This window comes from Mariluticola halotolerans (assembly GCF_021611515.1).
Classification (GTDB): Bacteria; Pseudomonadota; Alphaproteobacteria; order Rhizobiales; family Devosiaceae; genus Mariluticola; species Mariluticola halotolerans.
Genome location: NZ_CP090960.1, coordinates 2,631,018 through 2,648,049 on the forward strand (window position 1 = coordinate 2,631,018; position 17,032 = coordinate 2,648,049).

Consider the following 17,032-nt stretch of genomic DNA (forward strand, 5'->3'; position numbering starts at 1 on the left):
CTTTTTGTAAGGCTCATTCAGTGATTGTGTTGGTGATTGTAAAGCTAAGGGCCGCGCCTTCGGCTGCGCTGGTGTAATCGCAGCCGCGTTTTTTGCAGGCCAGGGGCACATCAATGCGCGCGACCGGATCGTCGGTTTGCAGGATCAGGACGGCATTGCCCGGCGCGGTCTCAAGCCACTTTTCGAGCTTGAGCACGGGCATGGGACATTTCAGCCCGCGCGCGTCAATGATGTGCGGAGCCGTGCCTGCTGCCATGGCTTATTGTGCCGCTGCCATTTGTGCGCCGCCATCGAGCAGCAGCACCCAGTAAATGCCATAGGCGGAACTGGGCGAATAGGCGACGCCGATGCCGGCATTGCGATAGGCGGGGTTGGCCAGATCATTGGCATCTGCGGCCGAGCCGCGCCAGCCGGAAAAGGTTTCAGCGAAATTGGAATAGCCGGCGCTGAAGCGGATGGCGCTGGCGCTGGCCGGTTTGGCGGGGCGGTTGCCGGAGCTGGCATATTGGCTGGCCAGATTATCGGCGTCTGCGTCCAGTGCGGCGTTAAGGGTCAAGGGGGCCGCACCACGGGTGGCGCGATACTGATTGATGATGTTGAGGGCTTCGGCCTTGTTGAGCTGGGCGCCGGCTGTGTCCATGCGCGCGGTCAGGCCGGGGGCCAGGCCCTGGGGAGCGGAACAGGCGGCGAGGCCGACAATGGCGATGGCTGCAAAAACAAGGCGCAAGACAATTTCCTCCAAAAGGGTTCGGCCAAGGCGGTTACAGGCCAATCATGTCTTTACTTGGGAAGGTCTGAAAATTTGGTGAGGGTGTTCCGGATGCGTGTCCGGTCCCGGCCCTAGTTCTTTTTGACATACTGGCAGAGGATGACGATGCGCTGACCCTCGATGCGGCCCTCGATGTGATCTTCATTGTCATGCACGAGTGTGATGTTGCGCACCGGGGTGCCGCGTTTGGCGGTGAAGCCGGCGCCCTTGACCGGGAGATCCTTGATCAGGGTGACGGAATCGCCAGCGGTCAGTACCGCGCCATGGGCGTCGCGATGGATGATGGCCTCCGCATCCGGCTGGTTGAGGCCGGCTTCGGCCCAGGCCATGATTTCAGGTTCGAGATAGGCGATGTCGAGCAGGTCGCGGGCCCAGATGGCTTCGGGCAGGGCCTTGAGCAGGCGCCAGGCGAGGACCTGGGTGGCGGGTTCGGGGCTCCAGATGGCGTCATTGAGACATTGCCAGTGCGGGCCGTCCGTTGGGCCCTGATTGAGCGCTGTGGTGCAGGTTGCACACAGCTGAACCGTCTCGGTTTGCGGGGTGACGGTGTAGGCGGTTGTGTTCTCATCCTGGCAAAGTGCGCATTGCGGCATTGGAGCGTCCCGTTGATTTGTAACATATATCGGGGCTGGCTTACGCCAGTGGCCGGGCGCTGTCCACGTTGCCGGGCGCGTCAGCCCACGGTGTCGGGCTGGGCGATGATTTCATCGAGCATGTCGAGAAACAGCTGGCAGCTGGGCGAAAGGGAGCGCCCGCGTTTGGTGACGATAGAGATCGGTCTGGTAATTTCCGGCTCGACCAGTGGGCGGACGACGAGGCCATTGAGGATATGGATCTGCGCCAGGGCGTCAGGGATGATGGCGAGGCCAAGGCCGGTGGTCGCCATCCAGGCCGCCGTGCCCAGAAAGCCGACTTCGTGGGAGATTTTTGGGGTAACGCCGACTTCGGCCAATACGGCGTCGATCATGTTGCGCACCCCGTACTGACTGGGGCGGAAGGCGATCAGTGGCTGGCCATCAAGGTCGCGCCAACGGATGGTTTCGCGGGCCTCGAAAGGATGACCTCTGGCAAAGGCAAGGCGCATCTTGTCGGCGAGGATCGGGCGCAACAGGAAATCGCCGCTATTGTCCGGCGGGGCGCCGATGCCGAAATCAACGCGCTCGGTTTGTATCAGGGACAGGAACTGGTTTGGGGCGCAATCATTGATGACGAAATCGATGTTCTCATAGGTGGCGCTGAAGCGGTGGGCGATGCGGGTGAGAACCGTGGCGGCGGTGGCCGGGGTGGCCGCGATATGCACACGGCCCTGACTGCCCAGCGCCAGGTCGCGGAAATTTTTGCCCAGAGTGCTGACATCGCCAAGGATGCGCTCGGCAACGCCGATGGCGTCTTCTGCCGCGCGGGTGGGGGCGAGGCGGCGGGTGGTGCGATCAAAAAGGGTGGTGTTGAGGGTTTGCTCGACCTGACGGATCAGCATGCTGACGGCGGACTGGGTGACCGATAATTCGTCGGCGGCCGCCGAGAGCTTGCCCAAGCGGTAGACCGCGACAAAGGCCCGGAGCTGTTTCAGCGTCAGTTCGGTTTCAATGCTCACGGCATACCACTTCAGACTATCTGATTAATCATCATGAATTAATCTATTTTATTGAGAGGGGAAGTATTGTTCAATAGGGCTGTCAGGAGATTCTGCGCGGGAGGCGTGGCGCTCTGACTACAGGGAGGAAAGCCATGAATTGGCAGGGAATTAAAGCAGTGGCACTGGCTGGTGTCATGGGTGTTTGCGCGATGGCGCCGGCTGTGGCCGACAATCGCTATACGCTGGCGACCAATCCGCAGGGTACGATTTATTACACCATTGGCGGGGGCGTTGCGGCGGCCTTGCAGGATGCGTTGGGCAAGCAGGTGACCTTGCAGCCCTTTACCGGATCGTCGGTCTATATTCCGATGATTGGTGCGGGTGAAGTCAGCATGGGGCTGAATTCCAGCCTTGATCTAGGTGACTGGTACACAGGCGAAAGTGGCACGGCGACCGATTTGCGGGTGCTGGCACGGCTGTGGCCGCTGCGCGTCGGCTTTGTCGCGCGCGCCGACCTTGGTGTGACCTCGGTATCGGAACTGGAAGGCAAGCGGGTTGTGACCGATTTCAGTGCGCTGAGTGCGATGAGCAAGCTGAACGTGGCAATGCTCAAGCTTTCGGGTCTTGATACCGACAAGGTTGATGCCGTGCGTACGGCAGGGCTTGGGCCAGGCATGGAAGGACTGACCGAGGGTTCGCTTGATGTGACCTCGATCGCGGTGGGGATTCCGCTGACGCAACAGGCGCAGGCGACCATTCCCGGCGGTATCCGCTATCTGAGCGTTGATGGTGAAGGCGCAACCTCAGCTGCTGCTGATGAACTTTATGCGGGCATGTATCTGACGGTGGTTGAACCCAGCCCGCGTTTGCCGGAAGTGACCGAGCCGGTGACGGTGGGTGGTTTTGACGTGTTTCTGACTGTCAGCCCCAACCTGCCCGATGAGGACGCGACGGCGATCCTTGCGGCTCTGAGCGCTGCCTTGCCTCAGCTCAAGATCGATTATCCGGCTCTTGGCGGCGCATCGGTTGAGGCGCTTTCCAAGCCAACCAATACGGTGCCTTACCATCCCGCAGCCGTGGCCTATTTCAAGGAACAGGGCCAATGGAGCGACGAGAACGCGGCGCGTGACGCCAAGCTCGCCCGCTAGGGACCAGACGAACCGGAGACCGGCCATGTTGACGAAACTGCTTGTTGCTGCGCTCAGCGTGGCCGGTGCCCTATGGCTACTCGACCTGCCCCGACATCTGGGCATGGTGGTTATTACCGAGCAATATCTTGCGGTCATGATCGGGCTTGGCTGTGTCGCCGGCATGGTGACCAAGCCCTTGCCGGGGCGCTGGCAGGCGCTGGACTGGGTGCTGGGCATAGCCGCGCTTTTTGCCTGGGCATGGCTGGCCACCAATTACGAAGCCTGGCTGATGGACCCGATCAACCGGGGGCCGGAGAAGTTCATTCCCGCGATTATTGCCCTTGTGGTTTCGGTGGAAGCAACGCGGCGGCATTGCGGGGCGATCCTTGCCGGGCTGGCGGTTGTTTTTGTGGGGTACGGGCTGTTTGGTTCGGCCCTGCCGGGGCTGTTTTCTGCCGCGCCGACCACGCCGCAACGGTTTCTGCTTTATCTTTATGCGGATACGAGCGGTATTCCCGGGCTGGTGTTGCGGGTAGGCGCGACGCAAATTCTAGGCTTTGTGCTGTTTGGTGCGGTGCTTAATTCCGTTGGGGGCAGCACGGCGCTGACCAATCTGGCCCTGGCGGCAATGGGGCACAAACGGGGTGGCCCGGCCAAGGTGGCGGTGCTCGCCTCGAGCCTGTTCGGTACGCTGTCCGGCTCGACGGTTGCCAACGTGATGAGCACGGGCGTTGTGACCATTCCGATGATGAAGAAATCAGGATTTCCGGCGCGCTATGCGGCGGCGATCGAGGCGGTGGCTTCCAATGGCGGGCAGATTGCCCCGCCGGTGATGGGGGCGACAGCGTTTATCATCGCCGAGTTTTTGCAGGTGCCTTATGCCGAAGTTGTGGGGGCGGCGCTGATCCCGGCTGCGGCCTATTATTTGCTGCTTTATGTGCAGATTGACCGCTATGCCGCCGCCAACGGGCTGGAGGGCGCACCGCGCGCTGAATTGCCACGGCTCTGGCCGAGCCTGATGGCGGCCTGGCCATTGCTGCTGCCGCTGGGCGTTTTGATGTATTTCCTGTTCGGGCTGGGCTATGCGCCGGGCAAGGCGGCGCTGTTTTCGGCCATTGCCAGTTTTGCGCTGTTTCTGGTGACCGCGCCCAAGGGCGCGAACCGGCTGGGGACGCTGTGGCAGATCATTTACAGCACCGGGGTGACCATGGTTCCCGTGCTGCTGGTGTGTGCTGTGGCCGGGATTATAATTGGGACGATCAATATCACCGGGCTGGGCTTTGCGCTGACTTTGGCGCTTGGCCATATCGCCGAGGCTGCGGGCATTCTGCCGCTCTTGATGGTGACGGCGGTGATTGCGATTGTGCTTGGCGTCGGCATGCCCACGTCAGGGGTCTATGTGGTGGTGTCGGTGCTTCTGGCACCGGCGCTGGTCAAGGCCGGGCTGGTGCCGATGTCGGCGCATTTGTTCATCTTCTATTTCGGCCTCTTGTCAATGCTGACGCCGCCCGTGGCCATTGCCTCTTATGCGGCGGCATCCCTTGCCGGCAGCGACATGTGGCGGACCGGGGTGACTGGTTTGCGGCTGGCGATTGTTGCCTATCTGATCCCGTTCGTTTTCGCCTTCAACCCCGCCTTGCTGATGCAGGGGGATGTGCTGGCAATCGGGATTTCCTGCGTGACCGTGCTGCTCTCGGGGCTTGTGCTGGCTGAGCTTCTGGCCTGGCAGGGCGCGTTTGGCGGCCGGGTGGATGTGCGTATCGCGGTTGGTGCGGGCGCGCTGTTTGTGGGCGCGAGCACGGCGTTGCTTGGACCTGTCTCCCTTGGGTCTGTGGCCGCGGTGCTGCTCGGGCTGGGGCTGGTTTTTGCCCAATATCGTATGCGGGCCACGCCCGCCCTTTCTTCACCGGTTTAAAAAAAGAGGACCTCAACCATGACAGAACGTAACCCCAATCCCGCCTATAAGCGGATTGCGACGGAAGAGGCCTGGGTGCCTGCCGAACTGATGAAACTTTACAAGCGTGAGCTGGAAACCAAGGCGATCAATGATCCGGGGTTTCATTCACTCTGGGGCTTTTTTGGCTCCGAGAGCCCGCGCGGGCAGGCGATGGCGGCCCGCATTCAGGATCTGGATGACGTGCGCATCAAGGACATGGACGATAATGGCATCGACATGCAGGTGGTGTCGCTGGGATCGCCGGGCGTGCAGATTTTCGATCCGGTTGAGGCGAGCGCCATGGCGCGCAGTTTCAACGATGAACTGGCCGCGGGCATTGCCCGGCATCCCGACCGGTTTGTGGGGCTGGCAGCGTTTTCGCCGCTTGATCCGGCAGAGGCGGCCAAGGAGCTGGAGCGCGGCGTGACCAAGCTGGGGCTGCGCGGCGGGATTTTGAACTCGCATACCTTGGGCACCTATCTCGATGACGAGAAATACTGGCCGGTGTTTGAGGCGGCGGAAGCGCTGGATGTGCCGATTTATCTGCATCCGCAAACCCCGCCCGCGAGCATGATCGAGCCGTTCCTGAAGCGGGGGCTGGATGCGGCGGTTTATGGCTTTGCCTGTGAGACGGGCCTGCATGCGCTCAGGCTGATGGTGGCGGGGATCTTCGACAAATTCCCGAAATTGCAGATCATTCTTGGTCATTGCGGCGAGGGGCTGCCCTATTGGATGTCGCGCATCAACTATATGCATAGCCATATTTCGGTGACCAACCGCTATGAGCATGTGAAACCGCTCAAGCGCAGTGCGCGCGAATATCTGCGTGAGAATTTCCTTTATACCAATTCCGGCGTCGCCTGGGCACCGCCGATCATGTTCGTGCGCGATGTGATCGGGCCCGAGCGGATGATGTATGCGATGGATTATCCCTGGCAGTTCGAACCCTCGGAAGTGGGCGAGATGGATGCGCTGCCGATGGATGATGCGGCCAAGAAGCAGTTTTTCGAGGGCAATGCCCGCCGGATTTTCCGTATCGCTGAATAGCGGTTTTTCACGGACAGATTTGAACTGCGGCAGGGCAACCTGCCGCAGTTTTTTTATGGCTGGCTGGGGGTGGTCTACGGCGTTGCGCGGGCGCAGAATTCGATTGCAATGTTATATCATAACATATTATAGCGACGGCTGACGCGGCTATGCACTCAGCATTGCGTCACGGCACGACAGGCCGTGGCGGGCGGCTTGCGTCTGGGACCAAAAAGCAAACTGGAAGGAATAATAATGCAATTTTTGCAAAAGCCGCCGGCCGCGGTGACTTTGATCAGTCTTTGCGCGCTGATGAGCAGTTCTGCATTTGCCGATGAGGCGGAAACTGTCTGGCGGCTGCAGGTGACGTGCTGGTGATTACCGATCCGCTGGCGGCAACTGTGCGGCTTGTCGATACGGCAACGCTCAAGGAGACAGGCGCGATTGCGGTTGAGGGGCTGCCCTATAATGTCATTGCGATCGGTGGCAGTGGCCTGACACATTAAACGGCGACATCCGGCGTGCGGCTGAAAAGTCGCGCGCCGGTGCGCTGTTTTAAAGGTCGCTTTCGCCCTCAACCAGTTCCATGGGCAGAACCTTGCGCACCACGCCCACGGGATAATGATGGGCGAAGGCGGGAATGGTGGCGAGCAGGCTCTCGGCGAGGGTGATGCCCAAATCGCGCAGGGAGAGGCGGAAGCAGGTGAGCTTGGGTACGAGATAATTGGTTTGCGGGCTGCTGATGCCAATGATGGCGATATCCTCGCCCGGCTTGATGCCGGCATCGATCAGGCCGCGATAAAGTCCCACCACCATCTGTTCGTTGGTCAGGACGATGCTGGTAGGTGGATCTTGCATGGCGGCGATGTGCCGGGCCATCTCATAGCCGCCTCGTTCGCTTGAGCTTGAGCGGAATACCAGGTCCGGATCGAAGGGGATGCCTGCGGCGGCCAGGGTTTCCCGGTATGCATCGAGAAAAACATAGCCCAGATTTGTTTCGTCATTCGGGGCGTAGACGCCGATGCGTTTATGGCCCTTGGCGATCAGGCGGTTGACGCCGGTTTCGGCCATGCCCTCGAAATCCAGATCGAGCCAGGGCTGGCCGGCATCCGAGAGGCTGCGGCCAAGGGTGATGAAGGGTATCTGCCGCTCGGCCAGAAAATCGATGCGGCTGTCGTGACGCCGTGTGGCCGACAGGATGAGACCATCGGCAAAACCCCGGGCGACGATGCGCTGCAAATAGGCGTCGGGGTCTTCCTCGGAGGAGCAGAGCAGGGCGACCAGATCCAGCTGGTGGCGGGCAAAGACAGTCTGGATACCGTCAAAAACGCTCATGAAGAACACATCGCCGTCACCGGTGATGTCGGTGCCTGTCTGCATCATGAAACCGATGACGCTGGTGGAGCCTTTTCTAAGCGCCCGGCCGGCCTGGTTTGGCACATAGCCCAGCTCGGCTGCGGCGGCCAAAACCCGGGCGCGGGTTTGTTCATTGACGTCGGGTTTGCCGTTTAGCGCCCGTGACACGGTGCCAATGGAAATATCGAGGTGCTGCGCCAAGCGCTTGATGCCTCTCATATTTCTTCCTTTCGGCCCAGAAGTTTCACACGGTTACAAAAAACGTTTACGGAATCGTATTGACACGAAACCGGCTCTGAATATAGCGTCGTAAACGTTTACGGAGCAAGCTTGACGCAAAACCGCAACAAGGCGGTGTCGGGCTGAAGCTTTTCAGGGAGGGTTCGTTTGACGTTTCGTGCGGTAGTTACCGGTTGCGGTGCCATGTCCAAAGGCTGGCTTTCGGCATTGACCGAAAGCCCGGCGCTCAAGGGCGCGGTAGAAGTGGTCGGGCTGGTCGATCTCAATCTTGAGACGGCTGAGGCCCGGGCCGATGAATTCGGTCTCTCGTCTGCGATGACCGGGACCGATCTTGATGCGGTGCTGGCCGAGACCAAACCCGATCTTTTGTTTGATATTGTTGTGCCGTCTGCGCGGGCCGATGTGGTGCGCACGGGGTTGCGCCATGGCTGCCATGTGCTCAGCGAAAAGCCGATGGCGGCAAGTATCGCCGAGGGCGAAGCGCTGATTGCGGCGGCCAAGGCTGCGGGCAAGGTGCACGCGATCGTCCAGAACCGGCGCTTTATCGATGGCGTCAGGCGCATCCGGGCGTTTCTCGCCTCCGGGGCGCTGGGTGAGCTGACGGCGCTGCATTGTGATTTTTTCATCGGCGCGCATTTCGGTGGCTTCCGCGACGACATGGAAAATGTGCTGCTGCTGGATATGGCCATCCATACTTTTGATGCGGCGCGTTTCATGGCGGGCAAGGTGCCGGTTGCGGTTTATTGCCATGAGAGCAATCCGCGCGGGTCCTGGTACCGGCACGGCGCGGCCGCGAATGCCATCTTCGAATTTTCCGATCAGGTGACTTTTACCTATCGCGGGTCGTGGTGTGCGGAGGGCGCAACCACAAGCTGGGAAAGCGCCTGGCGCATTATTGGCACCAAGGGCACCCTGCTTTGGGATGGGGGCGAGCAGCTGCGCGCGTCGCGTGTTGCCAATGACAGCGGTTTTCTGCGCGATCTGGAGGCGGTTGAAATTCCGCTCCTGGCCGATGATGCAACGACGCATGGGCATGCCAGCGTTATTGCGGATTTCCTGCAAGCCATTGAAACAGGCGGGCGTCCCGAAACGGATGCACGCGACAATATCAATAGTCTGGCGATGGTGTTCGGGGCGATCGAGAGTGCCCGTACCCGCCAGCGCGTTAATATCAATATCGAGGAAAGAGCATCAGCGTGACGAACCCAGCAAAAGCAATTCGCATCGGTACCATGATCAGCGCATCCGGCGGTGAGGCGGCAACGGAAATCGCCAAGATCGCGGATCTCGGCTTTGAGAGTTTTGAGCCGTTTTTCTGGCAGACCACCAATGGTCAGGATCTGGCTGAACTGGGCAAGCGCTGCAAGGACGCGATTGGCGACCGGGATATCACCATGTCGACGCTGGGCATGTTTGGTAATCCGCTTGAAGAGGAAGCGCTTGATCTCGACACGCTTGAGGGCTGGAAACAGTGCATCGACAATGCGCATCATTTCGGGGCGGATTGCGTGGCCGGGTTTACCGGCCGGGTGCGCAACAAGCCATTGACCGACAGCCTGCCGCGCTACAAGCAGATATGGCGTGAGCTGGCGGCCCGCGCAGCGGACAAGGGCGTCAGGATTGCCTTTGAAAATTGCGCCATGGATGGCAATTGGCAGACCGGCGACTGGAACATTGCGCATAACCCGGATGCCTGGGAGCTGATGTTCAATGAAACGCCTGAGGACAATATCGGGCTGGAATGGGAGCCGTGCCACCAGCTGGTCTATCTCATCGATCCGCTGCCCCAGATCCGCAAATGGGCCGACAAGTTTTTCCATGTGCACGGCAAGGATGCAACGGTGCGCTGGGAGGTGATCCGCGAGCATGGCGTGTTCGGCAAGGAGCCGTTTGTGTTCATGCGCACGCCGGGCTTTGGTGACAGCAACTGGACGGACATCATTTCCGAATTGCGGCTGGCCGGGTACACCGGGTCAATCGATATCGAGGGCTGGCATGATCCGGTCTATCGCGATGCGCTGGAAATGACGGGCCAGGTGCATGCGCTTAATTACCTGAAATCCTGCCGTGGTGGCGACTTTGTCGATACATCCGCGGCTTATGGCGGTGGGGATCCGTCACTCAAGCTTCCGGCCTGAGCCGGTTGGTGTCTGTTTTTTCAACAAGGGAGGGGAATATGGATATGAAGTTGACTACACTGGCGGGGGGCTTGTTGCTCAGCGTCTCAATGATTGCCGCACCGGCGCTGGCGGATGATGTGACCATCACCGTCTGGTCGCTGGATGATGAGAACCAGCCTGCGCTTAATCTCGCCAAGGAATTCAGCGAGATGGACAATGGCATTAAGGTTGATTACCGCGAAATCCAGTTTGACGATGTGGTGAGCGAAAGCATGCGCGCCTTCGCAACGGGCCAGGCACCGGATATTATCGCGGTCGATAATCCCGAACATGCGCTGTTTGCGGCGCGCGGGGCGTTTCTTGATATTACCGACATGGTCGCCGGCTCGGACACGATCAAGACCGAGAATTATTTTGCCGGTCCCTTGAACTCGGTGAGCTGGGATGGCCGGATTTTCGGCGTGCCGAAAGCCACGAATACCATTGCGCTTTACTATAACAAGGACATGTTTGAAGCGGCGGGCCTTGACCCGAATGCGCCGCCCCAGACATGGGACGAACTGGTCGAGCATGCCCGCCAGCTGACCGACCCGGCCAATAGTATTTATGGTATCGCCTTCTCGGCGAAAGCCAGTGAAGAGGGCACGTTCCAGTTTCTGCCCTGGGCGCAGATGGGCGGCGGCGGCTATGACAACATCAATACCGAAGGTGCCGTTGAAGCGCTGAATGTGTGGAAGACGCTTCTGGATGAGAAGCTTGCTTCGCCCGATACCCTGACCCGCGGGCAGTGGGATTCCACCGGGACGTTCAATTCGGGCAATGCGGCTATGGTTATTTCCGGGCCCTGGGAATTGAACCGGATGCTGGATGAAGCCAAGTTCGACTGGGGCGTGGCGTTGTTGCCGGTGCCGGGGGAAGGGGCGGAACGCTCGTCGGCCATGGGTGATTTCAACTGGGCGATTTTCTCGACCAGCAAGCATCCTGAAGAAGCCTTCAAGGCGCTTGAATATTTCGCCAGCCAGGATGACCGGTTGTTCCCCGAATTCGGACAGCTGCCCGCCCGCTCGGATATTGAGCTGCCGGCAACCGGGGTTGAGCTGAAAGACGCCGCCTTGCAGGTGTTCCTTGAGCAGTTGAAATATGCGCAGGCCCGTGGCCCGCATCCCGAATGGCCAAAGATCTCGAAGGCTATTCAGGACGCCATCCAGTTGACCCTGACCGGCCAGAAATCCGCCAAGGAAGCGCTGGATCAGGCGCAGACAACGATTGCCGGTATTCTCGGTTAATCCATCACAGATTAAAGGCTGCCGGGTGTTCCGGCAGCCTTTTCCTGACCCCGGGGGAGGCACACAATGTTTCGCGTGATCGCTGGCATCAGAGACGGCAAGGGTTTTGACATATTGCTTGTCGGATTTGCGCTGGCATTCCTGATCACCTTTTCCGGTTTGCCGCTTTTTTACAATGTGATCATGAGCTTCCAGGAAGTGGACATGTTCTCATTGGGTACCTTTTGGCGCCCCTGGGCGGGTCTCGACAATTATCGGGCGATTTTTGCGCAACCGGAAACCTGGCCGATCCTTTGGAACACGGTTGTTTTCGTTTTTGCATCGATTGCCGGACAGTTTGCACTCGGGTTCGGGCTGGCGCTTTTCTTTGCGATGAAATTTCCCGGCGCGACCTATATGCGCGGGCTGTTTTTAGTGTCCTGGGTGATGCCCGGCCTGGTGGTCGGGGCGATATGGAACTGGATTCTTGCCGGTGATTTTGGCGTGCTCAACTATGTGTTGCGCAGCCTCGGGCTGATTTCGGAAAATATCTTCTGGCGCTCGGATACCGACTTTTCGCTCTGGGCGGTCATTCTGGCCAATATCTGGCTGGGAACCGCGTTCAACATGATCCTGCTCTCGGTGGGACTGGCCTCGATCCCCAAGGATCTTTATGAGGCAGCCGCGCTCGATGGGGCGACGGCATGGCAGCGGTTCTGGACGATCACCCTGCCCATGATGCGCGCAACGATTGGCGCGGTGGTGTCGCTGGGGCTGATTTTCACCCTGCAGCAATTTGACCTTTTTGCTGCCATCACATCAGGCGGGCCGGCCAATTCCTCGAATGTCGCCCAGTACTGGGCGTGGGAATTGTCTTTCCGGCAATATGACTTTGCCCGTGGGGCGACGATTTCCACGATCATGATCCTCGTGGTGATGGTGGCTGCGGTGATCTATGTGCGATCGACACGTCATGAGGTGCGCGGATGACCCAGGTTTGGTCCCAAAGGCTTTTGACCCTCGTTGCCCTCGGGCTGGCAGCGCTTTATCTGTTTCCGCTTTACTGGATGTATGTCACCAGTTTGAAGACCGGGTCGGCGATGTTTGCGACGCCGCCGGCCTTTCTGCCGGAAAACCCGCAATGGCAGGTGTTTGCCTATGTCTGGGAAGTGCGCGGCATGGGGCGGTTTTTGTGGAACTCGGTGGTGATTGCCACGGGCACCATGACGTTGACCGCGCTATTGGGCACAGGGTGCGCCTATGTGCTGGCGCGCTACCGGAACATGTGGATCGATGTGGCGCTGTTTCTGGTGCTGATGCTGCAGGTGCTGCCCGCATCGCTGATGATCACACCGCTTTTTGTGGGCTTTTCGCAGCTTGGCCTTCTGGATACGCCGCGTTTTGCTGTGGTGCTGGCGCTGACCGCCAAGACGATGCCGTTTTTCGTGGTGCTGGTGCGCGCCACGTTCATGAGCGTGCCCGGTGACCTTGAAGAGGCTGCGCTGGTGGATGGCAATTCGCGGATCGGGGCGTTCTGGTTCATCGTTTTGCCGCTGGCGCGCAATGGCATTCTGGTCTCGGCCATTTTGATCTTCATGCAGGCCTTTGGCGAATTTGTTTATTCGAAATCGATCATTCAGGCGGTTGATCTGCAGCCCGCGAGTGTGGGGCTGAACGCCTTTATGGGGCCCAACACGACCGAGTGGAACAATATCATGGCCTATGCCTCGATATACGTCACACCCATTCTGGCGGCATTTGTCTTGCTGCAGCGCCGCATTGTCTCCGGCCTTACCTCGGGAGCCCTCAAATGACCACGCAACCGCAAATCGAACTGCAGAATGTGGACAAGCATTATGGCAGTTTTCACGCGCTGAAGAATATCAACCTGACGATTGCCAAGGGCAGTTTTGTGGCGCTGGTGGGGCCCTCGGGTTGTGGCAAGTCCACCCTGTTGCGGTCTCTGGCGGGGCTGGAGGCGATTTCGGGCGGCACCATGCTGATCGATGGGGTGACGATGACCAATGTGCCGCCGCGCAAGCGCGATGTGGCCATGGTGTTCCAGACCTATGCGCTTTATCCGCATATGAATGTGGCGGACAATCTGACCTATTCGATGCGCCTTAAGGGCATGCGGCGGGCAGAGGCGCAAAAGGCGGCGGAAGATGTGGCCCGGACGACCGGGTTGACCGGGCTGCTGGAGCGGTTTCCGCGGGAGCTTTCGGGCGGGCAACGCCAGCGGGTGGCCATGGGGCGGGCGATTATTCGCGATCCCAAGGCGTTCTTGTTTGATGAGCCGCTGTCTAATCTGGATGCGGCCTTGCGGGTGCAGATGCGCAAGGAAGTGCGCGCCCTGCATGACCGGCTGGGCGCGACCTCGGTTTATGTCACCCATGACCAGATTGAGGCGATGACCATGGCCGATCAGGTGGTGGTGATGCGCGGCGGGGTGATTGAGCAGCAGGGAGCGCCGCTGGAACTTTACGACCATCCGGCCAGTAAATTTGTGGCCGGGTTTATCGGGTCGCCGGCGATGAATTTTGTGCCGGGGGTGATGGGTGAGAATGGCACAAGTGTGCAATTGGCGCTGCCGGGCAATCCGGTGATTGAAACCCGGCGGCAGGCGACGGCGGGGCAGAAGGTGCTGGTGGGGTTGCGACCGGAAAATCTGGAGGTCACCACGCCTGAGGCTGGGCAATTGCAGCTGCCGGTGGCGGTGGTGGAGGCGACGGGGCCAACCAGCTATATCACCACGGCCACCGACCCTGAAATGATGGTGGTGGTTTCCGGCCGGTCGCCCGCGCGCGTTGACGACAAACTGGCTTTATCCATTCGCCCGGAACTGGTGCATCTGTTTGATGCGGCAACAGAACTGGCGATCTGAACGGACGCTTTTTTACGTCTCGGCCGGGCTGTCGGGCAGGAGCAGCTCGGGGTCGATGCCGCGCCGCTTGGCGCTTGCGAGAACGGCCTGCCGCAGGGTGGGGCTGCGCTGCAGCAGGCGCTGGAAGCGATCTGCATCGAGCACAAGAAGCGTGGAGGGGGCAATGGCCCTTACCTGGGTGCGGCGCGCCTTGTGGGTGAGGATTGCCATTTGCCCGAACATTTCGCCGCGTCCGAGACGCCATGTCTGGCCGGCGCTTTCCAGTTCGACCGCGCCCGAGGCGATAAAGAACACGCTTTTGGCGGCATCGTCCTTGCGCACGATGATCTTTCCGGCATTGACATAAACGGTCTTGAGGGATCGGCCCAGTTTTTTGAGCGCAGTCTCTTCGATATCGACGAAGAGGGGGAAGTTTTTGACCAGTTCGGAACGCTGAATTTCAATGTCGAGTTCGGGCCGGTTTTCGGAGGCGCTGCGGCGGGTGACAAGGCCCTGCATCAATGAGGTGTAGACTTCTGCGCCGATCAGACCATCGTCGCGCATGGACATGTATTCCCGCTCTTCAAGGCGCAGCGCTGTGCGCCGGATGAAGCGCCGTTCGAGTTCTTCGGCGTAGCCGGGATATTGCAGGCGGAGGCCTTCGAGGGCGGTCTCAACCATTTCGGCACGGCGTATCAGCAATTCGCCCAAGAGGTCGGCGACCCGCCGGCCATGGATGCGCAGGATGCGGCCATCGATGAAACCGCCGAGATCACGCAGGATCAGCCGCTGGGAGAGCAAAAGCTCAAAGCGGTCAGCGGTCATGCCGGCAAGGGGCTGGGACAGGCGGAACCGTCGTTGCAACGCCACCCCGATCCGGAACCCCAGGCCATAGGCGATACTGCGCCGGGCGGCGCGTTGATAGCCGTTGCGGCCGCCCGAATGGGTGGCCTCAATCAGGCGGTCTGCATCGGTGAGGACCTTTTCGGCCATGCGGGCAGAAATGGTCCGTTCGCGCATCCTGACCAGAATGGTGTCCCGTTCATGCCCGGCCAGCGCGATCAGCCCGAGCGTAATCCTGTCGCGTTCAAGAATATCGGCGCGATCCTCGGCCGCTTGCACGGCCTGGTTCATGGTCTCGCCGAAATGCTTGGCTTCGGAGCGGACGATTTCGCGGGTCAGTTCGTAGTTCTCGGTTGTCCGGGCGACGTCTTCGCGCACGGTTTGCAGGGCAACGGCGACAACCTGCCGGGACAGCGCTTCATCGATGGGCAAAAGCCGGTCCAGCCCCAGCTTGCTGATGACAAACCGCAATGTGGTGCCTTGCACCATCAGGGTGAAAAGCGTGAAGCCGGTGGCGAGAATGCCCACCACGCGCTTGATTTCAATGGGCACGAGAAAGCTCTCGGTGACCGCAAGCGCCAGTGACAATGTGACCGCGCCCCTGAGGCCGCCCCAGAGAATGGCCACCCGATAGGATGGCTGAACCGCTGGTGAGACGCGCAGGAGGGTCAGGAGCGGGAGCAGGCCAAAAAGGATCAATGCCCGCGCCGCCATGGCGGCAATAATGACCACGCCAACGAGAACAAAGTCACTGCCGCGCACTTCCTCGAGCAGGCGGGGGATGAGGAGGGCGGCGAGGATAAAGATCAGTGCGCCGGCCCAATGGGCGAGCAAATCCCAGATTTCGCGCAGGCTGGCCCAGGCTTGCGGCGCCAGCCGGCCCGGCCCGGCAAGATTGACTGTGAGACCGGCGGCCACCACCGCGATCACGCCGGAGGCGCCGACGGTCTGCTCGGCGCCGAGATAAGCCAGATAGGGCAGTGCCACAGAGACCGAGATTTGCGCGCGTTCATGGTCTGCGAAAAAACCCATGATCAAGACCGCGAGTTGGGCCGCCAGCCAGCCGGTAAGGGCACCGCCGACAATCAAAATCGGGAACCGCCCCAGGGCAGATGTCAGATCCGGGTCAGGCAGGCCGAGCATGACAAAGCCCATGAACAGGCCGAAGAGCGCGATGGCGGCGGCATCGTTGAGCAGGCTTTCGCCCTCGATGATGCGCGCCAGCCGGCGCGGCGCCGAAATGGAGCGGAAGATGGAGACGACGGCCGAGGGATCGGTTGTGGAGACGATAGCGCCGATCAAAAGACAGGCGGCAAGCGGCAATGGACTGGCCCAGGAAAGGGCAATGCCGATGCTCAGGGTGGCGACGATCACGGCCAGCACGGCGAGCACCAGAATGGGCACCCAGTCATCCAGCATGCGGCGCAGGTTCATTCCCAGCGTTGCCTGGAAGAGAAGCGTGGGCAGGAAAACATAGAGGAAGACATTGGAGCGGATCGGCAGATTAACGATCGCCTCGGCAATGGGATTAAGCGCATCTGTTAGTTCGGTGCGCAAAAAGAAAATCGCACCGGCGCCGATGAGCATGCCAAGCACAGCCAGGATCACGCTGTAGGGCAACCGCAATCGCGCCGCGAGAGGTTCGGCCGCGCCGATAACCAGAAAAAGAGACGCAATAATCGCTGTGATTACAATGATGCTCATAAGGGAGGATAACAGAGTTGGAGAAAAGGCAAAAATGCGAAAGCCCGGCAGGCAAACCTAACCCCGCTACTCTTAATATCTGCTTGATCCTGCGAGACATTTCCGGGCTGGCTTGAGTAAATGCCCACGGATTTTTACGCCCCGCGTGCCGGAAGAGGCATTGGCTTTGAAAGACGGCGTTAATGGGGCGTCCACGCGATCTTT

17 protein-coding genes are annotated in these 17,032 nt (G+C 60.0%); 11 read left to right on the forward strand and 6 right to left on the reverse strand.

Annotation, left to right across the window (positions count from 1 at the left end):
• Positions 1-13 precede the first annotated feature (13 nt).
• The 4 genes from L1P08_RS12580 to L1P08_RS12595 all read right to left on the reverse strand — a co-directional run bounded on the left by L1P08_RS12580 (position 14) and on the right by L1P08_RS12595 (position 2,363).
• Complete coding sequence (locus tag L1P08_RS12580; protein ID WP_303617357.1) at positions 14-202, reverse strand: sulfurtransferase TusA family protein; 189 nt, start codon at positions 200-202, stop codon at positions 14-16.
• Between the two features lie 57 nt (positions 203-259).
• The gene (locus L1P08_RS12585; protein ID WP_303617358.1) at positions 260-727 is read right to left on the reverse strand and encodes a CAP domain-containing protein; all 468 of its coding nucleotides are present in this window, start codon (positions 725-727) and stop codon (positions 260-262) included.
• 113 nt (positions 728-840) lie between these two features.
• Positions 841-1,362, reverse strand: coding sequence for an alkylphosphonate utilization protein (locus L1P08_RS12590; protein WP_303617359.1), 522 nt, complete (start codon positions 1,360-1,362; stop codon positions 841-843).
• An 80-nt stretch (positions 1,363-1,442) separates the two neighbouring features.
• Entirely contained in the window at positions 1,443-2,363 is a 921-nt protein-coding gene (locus tag L1P08_RS12595) for a LysR family transcriptional regulator (protein ID WP_303617360.1), read from the reverse strand.
• 134 nt (positions 2,364-2,497) lie between these two features.
• Between L1P08_RS12595 and L1P08_RS12600 the strand changes: the two genes are divergently transcribed.
• The 5 genes from L1P08_RS12600 (at position 2,498) to L1P08_RS12620 (ending at position 6,943) form a co-directional block, all read left to right on the forward strand.
• Complete coding sequence (locus L1P08_RS12600; RefSeq protein ID WP_303617361.1) at positions 2,498-3,493, forward strand: TAXI family TRAP transporter solute-binding subunit; 996 nt, start codon at positions 2,498-2,500, stop codon at positions 3,491-3,493.
• A 25-nt stretch (positions 3,494-3,518) separates the two neighbouring features.
• On the forward strand, positions 3,519-5,390 hold the full coding sequence (locus L1P08_RS12605) for a TRAP transporter permease (protein WP_303617362.1): 1,872 nt from the start codon (positions 3,519-3,521) through the stop codon (positions 5,388-5,390).
• Positions 5,391-5,408: 18 nt separating this feature from the next.
• On the forward strand, positions 5,409-6,458 hold the full coding sequence (locus tag L1P08_RS12610; protein ID WP_303617363.1) for an amidohydrolase family protein: 1,050 nt from the start codon (positions 5,409-5,411) through the stop codon (positions 6,456-6,458).
• A 234-nt stretch (positions 6,459-6,692) separates the two neighbouring features.
• Entirely contained in the window at positions 6,693-6,815 is a 123-nt protein-coding gene (locus tag L1P08_RS12615) for a hypothetical protein (protein WP_303617364.1), read from the forward strand.
• Positions 6,812-6,943 carry a hypothetical protein gene (locus L1P08_RS12620; RefSeq protein WP_303617365.1) on the forward strand — a complete coding sequence of 44 codons (132 nt, stop codon included), beginning with the start codon at positions 6,812-6,814 and terminating at the stop codon, positions 6,941-6,943. The genes L1P08_RS12615 and L1P08_RS12620 overlap by 4 nt, the downstream gene beginning before the upstream one ends.
• A gap of 49 nt (positions 6,944-6,992) precedes the next feature.
• Here L1P08_RS12620 and L1P08_RS12625 read toward each other — a convergent pair whose 3' ends face one another.
• Positions 6,993-8,012: a LacI family DNA-binding transcriptional regulator gene (locus L1P08_RS12625; protein WP_303617366.1), complete on the reverse strand. Its 1,020-nt coding sequence runs from the start codon at positions 8,010-8,012 to the stop codon at positions 6,993-6,995.
• Positions 8,013-8,216: 204 nt separating this feature from the next.
• Here L1P08_RS12625 and L1P08_RS12630 point away from each other — a divergent pair, with 204 nt between their 5' ends.
• From L1P08_RS12630 to L1P08_RS12655, 6 genes are all read left to right on the forward strand, one after another.
• The gene (locus L1P08_RS12630) at positions 8,217-9,233 is read left to right on the forward strand and encodes a Gfo/Idh/MocA family protein (protein WP_303619566.1); all 1,017 of its coding nucleotides are present in this window, start codon (positions 8,217-8,219) and stop codon (positions 9,231-9,233) included.
• Positions 9,230-10,171: a sugar phosphate isomerase/epimerase family protein gene (locus tag L1P08_RS12635; RefSeq protein ID WP_303617367.1), complete on the forward strand. Its 942-nt coding sequence runs from the start codon at positions 9,230-9,232 to the stop codon at positions 10,169-10,171. The genes L1P08_RS12630 and L1P08_RS12635 overlap by 4 nt, the downstream gene beginning before the upstream one ends.
• Before the next feature lie 38 nt (positions 10,172-10,209).
• Entirely contained in the window at positions 10,210-11,439 is a 1,230-nt protein-coding gene (locus L1P08_RS12640; RefSeq protein ID WP_303617368.1) for an ABC transporter substrate-binding protein, read from the forward strand.
• 66 nt (positions 11,440-11,505) lie between these two features.
• Positions 11,506-12,408, forward strand: a complete 903-nt coding sequence (locus L1P08_RS12645) for a carbohydrate ABC transporter permease (protein ID WP_303617369.1) — start codon at positions 11,506-11,508, stop codon at positions 12,406-12,408.
• The gene (locus L1P08_RS12650) at positions 12,405-13,232 is read left to right on the forward strand and encodes a carbohydrate ABC transporter permease (RefSeq protein WP_303617370.1); all 828 of its coding nucleotides are present in this window, start codon (positions 12,405-12,407) and stop codon (positions 13,230-13,232) included. Before L1P08_RS12645 ends, L1P08_RS12650 begins: the two co-directional genes overlap by 4 nt.
• Positions 13,229-14,302 carry an ABC transporter ATP-binding protein gene (locus tag L1P08_RS12655; protein WP_303617371.1) on the forward strand — a complete coding sequence of 358 codons (1,074 nt, stop codon included), beginning with the start codon at positions 13,229-13,231 and terminating at the stop codon, positions 14,300-14,302. Before L1P08_RS12650 ends, L1P08_RS12655 begins: the two co-directional genes overlap by 4 nt.
• A 12-nt stretch (positions 14,303-14,314) precedes the next feature.
• On the opposite strand, the gene L1P08_RS12660 is transcribed toward L1P08_RS12655, so the two are convergent.
• Positions 14,315-16,828 carry a cation:proton antiporter gene (locus L1P08_RS12660; RefSeq protein ID WP_303617372.1) on the reverse strand — a complete coding sequence of 838 codons (2,514 nt, stop codon included), beginning with the start codon at positions 16,826-16,828 and terminating at the stop codon, positions 14,315-14,317.
• Between the last annotated feature and the right edge of the window lie 204 nt (positions 16,829-17,032).